This is a genomic window from Collinsella sp. 1033st1_E11_1033SCRN_220408, assembly GCF_039062465.1.
GTDB lineage: Bacteria > Actinomycetota > Coriobacteriia > Coriobacteriales > Atopobiaceae > Parolsenella.
In genome coordinates this window covers 7,169-20,326 of record NZ_JBCLNF010000004.1, presented here as the reverse complement: position 1 = coordinate 20,326, position 13,158 = coordinate 7,169, and the positions used below count along the sequence as shown (strand labels likewise).

Annotated in this window: 9 protein-coding genes and 4 tRNA genes; all 13 read left to right on the top strand. The window is 61.8% G+C overall.

The features are described from left to right. The first annotated feature begins 2 nt into the window (after positions 1–2). The 13 genes from gpmI to ABCN07_RS04605 all read left to right on the top strand — a co-directional run bounded on the left by gpmI (position 3) and on the right by ABCN07_RS04605 (position 13,157). Positions 3–1,556 (top strand): 2,3-bisphosphoglycerate-independent phosphoglycerate mutase, encoded by a 1,554-nt coding sequence (gene gpmI, locus ABCN07_RS04665; protein WP_343005597.1) that lies wholly within the window; start codon positions 3–5, stop codon positions 1,554–1,556. 601 nt (positions 1,557–2,157) lie between these two features. Next, positions 2,158–2,412, top strand: coding sequence for a preprotein translocase subunit SecG (gene secG, locus ABCN07_RS04660; protein ID WP_293814223.1), 255 nt, complete (start codon positions 2,158–2,160; stop codon positions 2,410–2,412). Positions 2,413–3,078: 666 nt separating this feature from the next. After that, a complete protein-coding gene (locus tag ABCN07_RS04655; protein ID WP_343005595.1) occupies positions 3,079–4,740 on the top strand; it encodes an ABC transporter substrate-binding protein in 1,662 nt (553 codons plus the stop codon). Between the two features lie 148 nt (positions 4,741–4,888). Continuing rightward, positions 4,889–5,926 carry an ABC transporter permease gene (locus ABCN07_RS04650; protein ID WP_343005593.1) on the top strand — a complete coding sequence of 346 codons (1,038 nt, stop codon included), beginning with the start codon at positions 4,889–4,891 and terminating at the stop codon, positions 5,924–5,926. A gap of 13 nt (positions 5,927–5,939) precedes the next feature. After that, entirely contained in the window at positions 5,940–6,875 is a 936-nt protein-coding gene (locus tag ABCN07_RS04645; protein WP_293814220.1) for an ABC transporter permease, read from the top strand. 5 nt (positions 6,876–6,880) lie between these two features. Continuing rightward, on the top strand, positions 6,881–7,975 hold the full coding sequence (locus ABCN07_RS04640) for an ABC transporter ATP-binding protein (RefSeq protein WP_293835442.1): 1,095 nt from the start codon (positions 6,881–6,883) through the stop codon (positions 7,973–7,975). Position 7,976: 1 nt separating this feature from the next. Continuing rightward, the gene (locus tag ABCN07_RS04635) at positions 7,977–8,987 is read left to right on the top strand and encodes a dipeptide ABC transporter ATP-binding protein (protein ID WP_293835439.1); all 1,011 of its coding nucleotides are present in this window, start codon (positions 7,977–7,979) and stop codon (positions 8,985–8,987) included. A 385-nt stretch (positions 8,988–9,372) separates the two neighbouring features. Then, positions 9,373–9,463, top strand: a tRNA-Leu gene (locus tag ABCN07_RS04630). Positions 9,464–9,537: 74 nt separating this feature from the next. After that, positions 9,538–11,760, top strand: a complete 2,223-nt coding sequence (locus ABCN07_RS04625; protein ID WP_343005590.1) for a SpoIIE family protein phosphatase — start codon at positions 9,538–9,540, stop codon at positions 11,758–11,760. Between the two features lie 84 nt (positions 11,761–11,844). Further along, complete coding sequence (locus tag ABCN07_RS04620; RefSeq protein WP_343005588.1) at positions 11,845–12,600, top strand: anti-sigma factor antagonist; 756 nt, start codon at positions 11,845–11,847, stop codon at positions 12,598–12,600. A gap of 246 nt (positions 12,601–12,846) precedes the next feature. Further along, positions 12,847–12,922: transfer RNA gene (locus ABCN07_RS04615), tRNA-Gly, on the top strand. A 42-nt stretch (positions 12,923–12,964) separates the two neighbouring features. Further along, positions 12,965–13,038 (top strand) — tRNA-Cys (locus tag ABCN07_RS04610). 43 nt (positions 13,039–13,081) lie between these two features. Then, positions 13,082–13,157, top strand: a tRNA-Gly gene (locus tag ABCN07_RS04605). Position 13,158 lies beyond the last annotated feature (1 nt).

The following is a 13,158-nucleotide window of genomic DNA, read 5'->3' as shown; positions in this document are numbered from 1 at the left end:
CAATGTCTGAGCGTCACCTTCCTGCCCTTCTCGTCATCATGGACGGCTGTGGCCTGGCTCCTGCTAACGATGAGAACGCCGTCACGAGCGCCAGCCACCCGTTCCTCGACAGCCTCTATGCCAAGTACCCGCACACCACGCTGGGTGCCTCCGGCGAGGACGTCGGCCTTCCCGACGGCCAGATGGGCAACTCCGAGGTGGGCCACCTGAACATCGGTGCCGGCCGCATCGTGTTCCAGGAGCTCTCGCGCATCAACAACGCCATCAGGGACGGCTCCATCGCCGAGAACGAGGTCTTCGTTCGCGCCATGGACGACGTTAAGGCCGAGGGCAAGACCCTCCACCTCATGGGCCTCATGAGCCCCGGCGGTGTCCACTCGCACATGAACCACGTCGAGGCTCTAGCCAAGATGGCCGCCGAGCGTGGCGTCAAGACGATTCGCGTGCACGCCTTCATGGACGGCCGCGACGTCGACCCGCAGTCCGGTGCCGGCTACATGGCCGAGTTCTGCGACTACCTCAAGGAGCTCTCTGAGCGCTGCGGCGTCGACGCTCGCGTTGCCACGGTCTCCGGCCGCTATTGGGCCATGGATCGCGACAACCGCTGGGAGCGCATCCAGCGCGCGTATGACGTCATCGCCAACGCCTCCGATGCCGACACCTGCCCGGTCGAGGGCATCAAGGCCTACTACGAGAAGGACCCGCGCGGCGACGAGTTCGTCGAGCCGTTCGCTTGCCACAACGAGGGCGTCAACGCTGGCGACGCGGTCATCTTCTTCAACTTCCGCCCGGATCGCGCTCGTCAGATGACCCGCGTGTTCACGGACAAGGAGTTCGACGGCTTCGAGCGCGAGCAGATCAAGCTCTCGCACTTCGTCACGATGACCGAGTACGACCCGAACTTCGACGTCGAGGTCGCGTTCCCCAAGTCCTTCCCGCAGGAGGTCCTGGCCGACGTCATCGCCGAGAACGGCCTGAAGCAGCTCCACACCGCCGAAACCGAGAAGTACGCCCACGTGACGTTCTTCCTGAACGGTGGCATCGAGGACCCGAAGCCGGGCGAAGAGCGCGTGCTCGTCCCAAGCCCGAAGGTCGCCACGTATGACCTCAAGCCCGAGATGAGTGCTCCCGAGGTCACCGAGAAGCTCGTCGAGGCCATCAACGAGGACCGCGCGGACTTCTACATCGTGAACTTCGCCAACTGCGACATGGTTGGCCACACGGGCGTCTTTGAGGCTGCGGTCAAGGCCGTCGAGGCTGTTGACACTGCGCTTTCCAAGGTTATCCCGGCCATCGAGGCCAAGGGCGGCTTCGCTCTCATCACGGCTGACCACGGCAACGCTGACCACATGTTTGACGTTGACGGCGAGGGCCACAAGCACCCGTTCACGGCTCACACCACGAACCGCGTGCCCCTCATCGTCGTCGACGACAAGGCTAAGCTCGTGGGCATCGAGGACGGTCGCCTGTCTGACATCGCCCCGACGATTCTCACCCTTGCCGGCCTCGAGCCCTCCAAGGAGATGACGGGCCGCGTGCTCGCCGTCGAGGAGTAGCTTGGGCCTGCCGCCCGCCTTGCGCCGTGCGTGAGACTGGGCCGCGATTGGACAGCGCGCGAGAAAGCGCGCCATGCGCGGGAATGCGCGCCATTCGCGAGCTTGTGCACACGCGCGGATAAGCGCGCCAAACGTCTCTGAGAGGGGCGCCCGTCAGCCATCCGGCCGGCGGGCGCCCTTTTTCATGCGGAGCTTGTGCGGGGGAGGGGCGGCGCTTTGCTACGGCTCCGGGCCGCCGCACTGCCTGCCCTTGCGTTGCCTACCCTCGCGGCCCGTCCTTCGCCGAAACATGCACGTATTCGAGATGTGCGCCCAAAAACGTCCCGATAGCTCGAATAACTGCATGTCTCGAGAGAGCTCCTCCTCCCAAAACCTACCTCTTGTAACGTTTCGACCCCGAAATTGGCCCCGAAACCTTACAAGAGGTAGGTTTTGCCGCCCGTGCCGCCCGTGCCGCCCGTGCCGCCCGCTGCGCGCGGCCTGCGTCCGAGCGCGTGGCGAGAGTGTGCCGCGGGAATAGCCTCTAGCAACAGCGAGGTCGCGGTGCAGAGTTGTGGTATCCTCTTCTGCTGTATGTTTGTGTCTGCTTAAGGAGCATCACGTGGGTCCTCTTAATACGATTCTGCTGGTGGCTTGGGCCATCTCCGCTGTCGCCCTCATCATTCTCGTGCTCATGCACTCCGGTAAGGGCACCGGCGTCTCTGACATGATCGCCTCCTCTATGTACAACGCCAACGCTGGCAGCGGCGTTTGGGAGAAGAACCTCGACCGTCTCACCGTGATTGCCGCCGTCGTTTTCTTTGCGACCATCGTCATCTTCATGCTCACCTACCCGCTGGGCACCATCGGCGCCTAATTTGCGAGTTATAACGTACTGACCAAACGGCCGTCTGCGTCTCCCGACGCGGCGGCCGTTTGCTGTGAGCGGCGGGTGCTTCACGAGACGTCCGCATGTTGCGCGGCGTGAGCCATGCGGTGGCATATGCCACGCGGCGCATGCGTTCCGCGGCGACTGCGTCTTGCGCGTGCGAGCGCGGGTTCGTTCCGAGGCGACTGCGCGCAGAACGCGGCGCGCGGCGGGCGACGGCGCGCAAAACATGGCGCACAACGGGGCCGAGCGCGCAAAACGTTACGCGAGACGCATCTCGTCCTGCGCATCGCTTTTGAATATAGTGCCCATCCGTTCCTCAAGAGCTTCTCTTGTTCAATACCGAGCAATGCCCGTTTCGATGCAAATCAGTATGAACCTCATGCATTTCTGCCCGAAACGGCATACACTTTGTTAATACATTGTTACGCAGGGCGGCTTTATCTTGGTAAAGAGGGTTTTGAGGTTGCCGCCCTGGCAAATAAAACGGATAATCCTTCCTTAAGTTTGCAAGCAGTCTACTTGTTTGTGATCGCAGGGCGGTCGTCCTGCGGTATCCGCCCTATGGCAACAGGTTCCGCAAGCAAAACTGAGACGTCACGTTACGGGAGGCATTGGGCCTTCTGGCAGGCGTCGCAAACAAGGGAGGGATTCATGACCACGTCCATGAACCGTCGCACGTTTGTCAAGGGCAGCCTTGCCGCCAGCGCTATGGCCGCTCTTGCCGCCTGCGGCAAGAAGGGCAGCGCCCCCGCCGCTTCCGGCGAGGCCACTGGTGGCACGCTCAACTACTACATCAACAACCCCGTTGCCATCGATCCGTATGACCTCGAGGAAGACCAGGGCATGCAGGTCGGCTACCAGCTCTTCGACGCTCTTACCACCTATGACTTTGACAAGGGCGAGCTCATCGGTCTTGCCGCTGAGTCCTGGGATGTTAACGACGCCGCTGATGAGTTCACCTTCCACCTCGTGAAGGGCGCCAAGTTCCACGACGGCACCACCGTTACCTCCAAGTCCTTCAAGCAGGGCTGGGAGCGCATCGTTAGCCCGAAGACCTCCGAGACCCACGCCTCCGGCATCGGCTACCACCTCGCCATGGTCCAGGGCTACTCCGAACTCTCCGTTGGCGACGCCACCGAGCTTACCGGTGTCACCTGCCCGGATGACGACACCCTCGTCGTGAAGCTCGTCCAGTCCTACGCTGACTTCCCGTTCGTCTGCATGCACCCGGCTCTCTCGCCCGTGCCTGACTGCGCCATGGACGACTTCGACACCTTCTTCTTCGCTCCCGTGGGCAACGGCCCCTTCAAGATGGACGGCAAGTGGGAGGACGGCCAGCAGATCAACATCGTCCGCTTCGACGATTACTCCTACGGTGACCCTGCGATCATCGATGGCGTCCACTTCAACATCCAGAAGGACGTCCAGACCGCTTACACCGAGTTCCAGGCTGGCAACCTCGACATGGCTTCCGTTCCCACCACGCAGCTCAAGGATGCCATCTCCCAGTACGGTGAGTCCGAGGACGGCTCCACCGTCACCCCTGGCCACCAGGTCCTGACCGGCGCTGAGCTCTCCGTCTACTACCTCATGCTCAACGTCACCGACGAGACCCTGAAGGACGTCGACATCCGCAAGGCCATCTCCCTGGCCATCAACCGCCAGGCCATCTGCGACACCGTCTTCGAGGGCACCCGCGAGCCGGCCGGTGGCATCGTTCCTCCGGGAATCGCTGGCTACGTCGAGAACAGCTGGGAGTTCTCCAAGTACGATCCGGACGCCGCCAAGGCCCTGCTTGACGCCAAGTATCCTGCCAACGCTGACGGCATGCGTGACATCAACGTCGCTCTGACCTACAACCTCGATGGCGACCACAAGGCCGTCATGGAGATGGTCATGGCTGACCTCAAGGCCATCGGCATCAATGCCACCTCTAACACCGCCGAGTGGAGCTCCATCCTCACCAACACCTACCCGAACGCTGACTTCCAGATCGGCCGCCTCGGCTGGATCGCCGATTACCCGATCATGGACAACTTCCTGTATCCGCTGTTCGCTACCGGTGCTGACAACAACTACGGCAAGTACTCCAACCCCGCCGTCGACAACGGTATCAGCGAGGCCCGCGCCATCGCTGATGACAAGGAGCGCGAGGCCAAGTACCAGGAGATTGACAAGATCATCGCTGCTGACATGCCCGTCGTGCCGCTGTTCTTCTACAAGCACCAGATGGTCGGTTCCTCCCGCGTCAAGTACCTCCACATCGATCCGCAGAAGCTGATCATGATGGATAAGGTTGAACTCGAGGCCTAGTCCCTTTATTCTTAGGTACCCACGATCATAGAGATCGTTTGGGCGACGGGGCACCCGTGGCGGTGCCCCGTCGCTGGTAGGGGGCCTTGCAAGTGGCAGCCTCAAGCCGCCTCTTGCAAGGCCCGTCATTACGACAGGAGTTGTACGCATGGGAAAGTACATACTCAAGCGCGTCCTGCAGTTCATTCCGGTCTTCATCGGCGTGACCATGATTCTTTTCGCCATGAAGACCATCGTCCCCGGTGATCCGGTCAAGATCATCACCGGTGGCAAGCAGGTAACGCCTGAGACGGAGCTTCAGATCCGCATCACCAACGGCCTCATCGAGACAGACGAGAACGGCCGCGCCCTCTATGACGAGGATGGCAACACCATCCCTACGCCGATCTGGAAGCAGTACCTCACATACATGAATGGCCTGCTGCACGGTGATCTCGGCACGTCCTACACCCGCAACATGAAGGTGTCGGACATCTTGGCGAACAAGTACCCATACACCGTGAAGCTTGCTATCGTCGCCATCATCCTCGAGGCGATAGTCGGTATCGGCGCCGGAATGGTCTCCGCAATCAAGCGCTATTCGTTCTGGGACGTCCTTGTCACGCTCGTCACTTCGATCCTCGTGGCGATGCCCGCCTTCTGGCTCGGCATGATGCTCCAGCTTTTCTTTGGCGTCTTCCTGAAGAAGGCCACCGGCGGTGCCTTCTACCTGCCTATCTCTGGCGCCGGCGGAGCGAACTCCGAGTTCGAGAGCTGGGTTCACTACATCCTTCCTGCCGTGACCCTCGCTTCCGTCTCCACCGCCTATGCCGCGCGCATCATGCGTTCGCAGCTGCTTGAGGTTATGAACCAGGACTACATCCGCACCGCGAAGGCCAAGGGTCTTTCGAGGCGCGACATCATTTGGCACCACGCCCTGAAGAATGCCCTCATTCCTGTCGTGACCTACATTGGCATCGACTTCGGTGGCATGCTTGCCGGCGCCATCCTGACCGAGACGGTCTTCAACTGGCCTGGTGTCGGCTACGAGATCTACCGTGCGGTCACCCAGCGTGACTGGCCCATCGTTTTGGGCGGCGTCACGGTGGTCGTCGTCGTGGTGATGGTTATCAACCTGTTGGTTGACGTCAGCTATGCGTTCCTGGACCCCAGGATTCGCTTTGGCTCGTCAAAGTCTGAGAACTAGGGAGGTGCGCTGAATGTCTATCGAAGAGCAGAAGAACGCAGCTGACGAGACCATCGAGTCCGCGGCTCAGGCTCCCGAGAAGAGCCGCACCCTCTGGAGCGACGCCTGGAAGCGCCTCAAGAAGAACAAGCTCGCCCTCATCGGCGCCGTCTGGATCCTTTTCGTCATCGTCGTGGCGCTTACGGCTGACCTCTGGGCTCCCCAGTGGCTTGGCTCGCCTACGCAGATCGACTCAACGACCGTTGCGCAGACTTCCAAGCTGCCGCCCTCGGCCGAGCACCCCTTCGGCACCGATGCCACTGGCCGCGACCAGCTTTGCCGCGTCATCTATGGCGCTCGCGTGTCTCTGACCGTCGGCGTTATCGCCACGCTCATCTCCACGGCCATCGGCCTCGTCATGGGTGCGCTTGCCGCGTTCTATGGCGGGATTTGGGACACGATAATCATGCGTCTCGCCGATATGTTCCTGGCGATTCCGTACACGCTGTTCGTCATCACGATGCTCGCCGTCATCGGCCAGGGCATCCAGAACGTGTTCATCGCCATCGGCATCCTCGGCTGGCCGTCCATCGCCCGTGTCTTCCGTTCGGCGATCCTCTCCGTCAAGGAGAACGACTACGTCGACGCCGCGCGTGCCATGGGCGCCTCTGACCTGCGCATCGTCGCGCGTCACATCTTCCCCAACTCCGTTGCCTCCATCGTGGTCTACGCCACGATGAACGTGGGCGGCGCCATCCTCACCGAGAGCGCGCTGTCCTACCTTGGCATGGGCGTCACCCCGCCGACCCCTTCCTGGGGCATCATGATTCAGGACGGTCAGACGTTCCTCCAGACCCAGCCCTGGCTCATGATCATGCCCGGCCTGGCGATTCTCTCCACCGTGCTTGCCTTCACCCTTCTCGGTGATGGTCTGCGCGATGCGCTCGACGTCAAGATGAAGGACGCGTGATAGTAATGGCATTCGGTAAGAAGAAGGCTGCCGAGCCCGCGCTCGACCTCAAGAACCAGCCCGTTCCCGAGGGTTGCCACCTTCTCGAGGTCGATGACCTCAAGATGTACTTCCACACTGCCGACGGCGTGGTCAAGGCCGTCGACGGCGTGAGCTATACCCTTGACCGTGGCGAGACCCTCGGCGTCGTCGGCGAGTCTGGTTCGGGCAAGTCCGTCACCGCCATGACCATCATGGGCCTCATCGAGATGCCTCCGGGCAAGATCGAGGGGGGAGACGTCCGCTATCGCGGCCACTCTCTGCTCGAGATGTCTGAGGCTGAGATGCAGCAGATTCGCGGCAATGACATCGCCATGGTCTTCCAGGACCCGATGACATCGCTGAACCCGGTCTACACCATCGGCCGACAGCTTGGTGAGGGCCTCCGCCTGCACCGTGGCTATACCAAGGAGCAGGCTACCCAGCGTGCGATTGAGCTCCTCGATATGGTTGGCATTCCCAACCCGGAGCAGCGCGTCAAGGACTATCCGCACCAGTTCTCCGGCGGCATGCGCCAGCGCGTCATGATTGCCATGGCGCTCGCCTGCGACCCCGACATCCTCATTGCCGACGAGCCGACCACGGCCCTCGACGTGACGATTCAGGCGCAGATCATCGAGCTCATGCAGGAGATGCAGGAGAAGAACGGCAACGCGATCATCATGATCACCCACGACCTCGGTGTCGTGGCTGACGTGGCAGACAAGATTATGGTCATGTACGCCGGCCGTCCGGTCGAGTTCGGCACTGCCGAGGAGATCTTCTATCACCCGACGCACCCGTATACCTGGGGCCTCATGCGCTCGATTCCCGAGCAGGTCATTGACGAGAAGAAGCCGCTTACCCCGATCAAGGGCAACCCGCCCTCTCTCGTAAACCTGCCGAAGGGCTGCAGCTTTGCGCCGCGCTGCCCGTATGCGACCGATCGCTGCCGCAACGAGCGCCCGGAGACCTACACCTCCGAGACTGGACACTACTCTCGTTGTCACTTTGCCAGCGACCCCGAGTTCATCGCGAAGAACGCGCCCGTTAACTCCCGCACGAAGGGAGGCGAGGCTTAGGATGACCGAGCCCCTGCTTCACGTCGAGCACCTCTCCAAGGAGTTCCCCGTCGACTCCAGCGTCTTCTCCAAGGAGAAGAAGAGCGTCAAGGCGGTCGACGACATTAGCTTCGACATCTTCCCCGGCGAGACCTTCGGCCTCGTTGGTGAGTCCGGCTGTGGCAAGTCCACGACTGGCCGCTGCATCATGCGTCTCACGCACCCCACGGGTGGCAAGGTCCTCTTCAATGGCGAGGACGTCTCCGCCATGCACAAGAAGGACCTGAAGCGCATGCGTCACGACATGCAGTTCATCTTCCAGGATCCCTATGCGAGCCTGAACCCGCGTATGACCATCGGCGAGATCATCTCTGAGCCGCTTGTCATTCACGGTGAGATGCCCGATAAGACCGAGCGCATGAACTATGTGCGTGAGTTGCTTGATGTCGTCGGCCTCAATCCGGAGCACATCAACCGCTATCCGCACGAGTTCTCGGGTGGTCAGCGTCAGCGCGTTGGCATCGCCCGCGCCTTTGCGCTCAAGCCGAAGCTGATTATCTGCGACGAGCCCGTCTCCGCGCTTGACGTCTCGATTCAGGCCCAGGTCCTCAACCTTCTCAAGGACCTTCAGAATCAGTACGGAACCGCGTACCTGTTCATCGCTCACGACCTTTCCGTCGTTCAGCACATCTCCGATCGCGTCGCCGTTATGTACCTCGGCAACATGATGGAGGTCTCGGACTGGAAGACCCTCTACGCCGAGCCGTACCACCCCTATACGCAGTCGCTGCTTTCGGCTGTGCCTGTTCCCGACCCGGATATGCAGCGTTCGCGTAAGCGCATCATCCTGAAGGGCGATCCGCCTTCTCCGATCGATCCGCCGAGTGGCTGCCGTTTCCACACGCGTTGCCCGATCGCTTGCGAGAAGTGCGCCCAGGAGCGTCCCGAGCTTCGCGAGGTCGCGCCTGGCCACTATTGCGCTTGCCACTTTGCGCAGCCGCACCCCATCAAGGGCTCCTCGATCGAGCTCTAGGGGAGTGTAAGGTGCGTTTCTAGGATCCCGCCATCCGTTTGGGTGGCGGGATCTTTTCTTGGGCGTCGACGTCGCCTCCTCCGGAAGGGATAGCCTCCCTGGCGTTGACGTCGCCTCCTTCGGATGTGATACCCTCCCGGACGCCGACGCCGTTTCCTCCGGAAGGGATAGCCTTCCGGGCGCTGGCGTCGCCTCTTCCGGATGGGAAACCTCTTGGGGAGCGAGACCAAGACTTGCAGACGTGAATTTTGTTTCTCGTCCATTTGGCCCTTCACCTGCGGTAACGCACGCCAGACAACTTTTTTAGAAAAAAGTTCAAATTCACGCTTGCGTCCGTAGGGGCATCGAGGTATATTCTTTCACGCGCGAAACGCGCACTTGAAAAGTCGGAGTGGCGGAATTGGCAGACGCGCTAGCTTGAGGTGCTAGTGACTGACTAAAAGGTCGTGCGGGTTCAAGTCCCGCCTCCGACACCAGCAAATCTACGGGCCTTCGGGCCCGTTTTTGCTATCTAGGGGCAGCGCGCCCGCGCGCCCGGACGGGAGGCGTCATGCCGGCTAAGCGCGCGCTTGCCAAGGTCGATCACGTCGGTCGCGCCGCCATGCCCGGTGTCCTTGCGGCCCTTATGGCGCTTTCGACCGATGCCATTCTGGTGGTCGACGGCGTCGGTCGCATTCTCTCCGCCAATCCCCAGCTGGCCTCTCTTTCTGGCTTGGATGCCAATGAGCTTGTAGGTACCCCTGTGTCGGATATCCTCGAGGACCCGTCACGTCCTCACGCTCTGGACGCGCCAGCGCCCGTTCTCCCGCTTGTCGCCGATGGCTCGCTCGTGAGTCTTTCCCTAAGGCTTGCTGGCGGCGGGGCGGCAATCGTGGGTGCCAGAGCTGACCGCGTGAGTGGCGGCGGCGAGACCTATGTCATCGTCATGCGTCCTGCGGATTCTGCCCTTGCGGCCGAGCGAGAGCACGATCGCCTGCTCGACGAGCTCTCCCTTGCCAATCGCCGTCTCTCGGGTACGCTCAAGATCGTGCTCGACACGATTGACTCCCAAGACGTGGAGACCCTCTTCAGCGAGGTGATCGAGCAGATGTGCGACACCCTTGAGGCCTCGGGTGCTCTGCTCTTCCTCGCGGATGACACCGGGTATCGGCTACGCGCCCGTTCTCACTCGCTTGAAGGTAAGAGAGTCCCGAAGTTCATGACCTATGGCGAAGGCCTCGAGACCGTCGTCTCTCGATCCGGCGGCGCCATGCGGCTGCGTTTGCTCCCTCCCAGCGAGAGGAGCCTTCGCGGTGGTGCGCTCACGTCACGTGAGCTCATGGACGAGGACACTGGCGCTCGCTGCCGCATCCCTGCGCGACAGACGCCGCCCTTCTCGAGCTTCATCTGCGTTCCCATGTGGTTTAGCGAGCGCGTGATCGCCATCATTGAGCTAGGTTGGACCGAGGTGCATCCAACGCGCCGCGACGACGCGCGCCTTCTCGATACGGTGGCCCAGTACCTCTCGGTAGAGTTCGCTGCTGCCATCTCAACCATGCGAGCCCAGAGGGCCCAGGAACTCGACGCTGTCGCCACTCGTATTCATGCGATGCTCGAGGGGTTCGACGCCCCGACCGACGAAAACCTCCAGAGCTTCTCTCGGGCCCTGACGGAGGAGCTCAATGTCCAAATCGTCCGCATTCACGCGTCAGGCCTTTCGGAGGGCTCTCGCGTCTCGTTGCCTGGCGTGGGGGAGGTGGAGCTCCCATATTCGATAGACGACCTCGTCCGCGGGCGCGTCGATGCGGACATAGCCGTCGTTGCGGCATCGAAGGGGTCAAGGCTCGCAAGATGGCTCGAAGAGCAGGGCTTCACGGGCTCTGCGGTCCTTATCGACCTCGGAATGCTCGCGGGCAAGCGTTGGGCCGCGCTGCTTATGCGCACCCCGGACAAGGAGCCCATAGATGACGCAGAGTTCGACTTGCTCCGTCGCATTGCCATCGACGTCCGCCAAGAGGTTGAGGCGGGCGAGCGTAGGAACAAGGACACGCGCATCGCACAGGCGCTTCAGAGCGGAATGAAGAGCGAGCTCCAGGAGGTCGAGGGCATCACGGCCCATGCGCTCTACTCGTCTGCAACTGCTGCCGCGCTTGTCGGGGGCGATTTCTATGACCTCATCCGTCTGCCCAACCGTCGCGCCTGCGTGATTCTGGGTGATGTCTCGGGTAAGGGCGTTGAGGCGGCGAGCGTCTCCGCCGCTGTGCGCACGGCCCTTGGAGCCTATGCCTGGGAGGGTCAGCCGCCCGCGCGCATGGTGCGCCTGCTTAACGATTTTCTCCTCGGCTTCTCACGCCTGGAGACTTTCGCCACCCTATTTGTGGGCGTTGCGGACCTCAAGCATGGCACGCTGACCTATTGCTCTGCCGGGCATCCCCCAGCGCTGCTCCTGCGTGCGGAGACTGGCGAGATGGAGACGCTCGACGAGCAGTCTGGCGTGGTGGGCGCCTTCCGCGGCATGACGTACCACGATGGCCACGTCTCCCTCTCTGAGGGGGATCGCATCTTGCTCTACACGGACGGCGCAACGGAGGCTCGTAACCCGAGCGGCGCCTTCTTCGGAGAGCAGGGACTGCGTGACGCCGTGATGGAGGAGGCCGCGGGCGACTTCGACAACATGCTTGACCGCCTGCTCGAGCGAATCGATGTCTTTACCGAGCGCAGCCTCGACGACGACGTGGCGATGGTTGTGCTGAGGTTTGATCAGCTCGGTGGCTCGCGCCAGAGGAAGGCCTAAGCTTGCGGCGACATGGTCCTTACGTTTGCGGAAACCTTGCCGCGCGTAGGTATCAACCCCCGCGCGTCTGGGCAAAATTGGGGCATGACATCGACTGGCGACATACTCTTACTTCCCGTGCGAGGCGACCTGGACGTTGCGAGCGTTCCGCGCGTGCGCGCCTACCTTGATCGCGCGATTGATGGCGGCTGCCGTCGCGTCATCCTCAGCCTTGCGGATACAGACTATGTCGACAGCCTTGGGATGGCGTTGATCCTCGCCTACGCGCGGCGCCTTGCGGAGAAGGGCGGCCTGCTCTCGCTCGTGAACGTGGGCGACAACGTGTACCGGTCGCTTGCGATATGCCGTCTCGTTGACTTCATTCCCGTTATGGGAAGGGCCCCCAAGCCACCAGTTCCGGCGCTCGATCCCTCCGTGAGGCCCCTTTGGCACGGTACGATGCGGGTGGATGAGACCCACCTGAGTGCCGCGCGCCGCCGCCTCGAGCAACTCCTCTCTCGCACGGACCTCACGAACGACGAGGTGTTCGATCTCACGCTTGCCGGTGGCGAGGCGTTGGGCAACGCGGTTGACCACACCTGTGCGGAAGGCGTCCTGCTTACCGTGTGGGTCTATCCAGATCGCGCCGTGGTCGAAGTGACGGATTGCGGCTCCGGCTTCGAGCTGGATGAAGACGGGGAGGTCCCGCAGGGGGAGGGCGACGACTGCCTCGAACGCGGTCGCGGCATCAAGCTCATGCGCATGCTCTCCGACTCCGTTGAGATCTGCCGCAAGCCTAGCGGCACGGGAACCGTGGTACGCCTCGTGAAGCTATTCACTCCAATGGCCGCCACCGTCTAGGGCGGACGCGGCGTCGTTTTGGGAATCGTGGTGCCGTGGTGACCCGATTGATCTGCTGTCGATTCTGGGTTCCCGTTTCTTTGGCCGGGCTGCTGGCATAAAGGCGGGCGATTGGAGCATGCAGAGCACAAAGCGTTGGGTTGTAACTTCGTCTCTGCTAAAGTTGCAGGTAGCAAGCGAATTCGAAAAAAGTTGAAATTCACGCTTGCATGAATGCACAGTCTTGCGTATAGTATTTTCTCGCACGCGGACATGGCTCAGTTGGTAGAGCACCACCTTGCCAAGGTGGGGGTCGCGGGTTCGAACCCCGTTGTCCGCTCCATGAGATTGAGGGGCCGGCCGCCCGGCCGGCCCTTTTTTCTTCGGCGACGTGGCCAAGTGGTAAGGCATGGGCCTGCAAAGCCCCTACCCCCAGTTCGAATCTGGGCGTCGCCTCCAAAGAAATGAGCGGCCTGCCCGTCAGGCCGCATCCATTTCACGTGCGGACATGGCTCAGTTGGTAGAGCACCACCTTGCCAAGGTGGGGGTCGCGGGTTCGAACCCCGTTGTCCGCTCCAT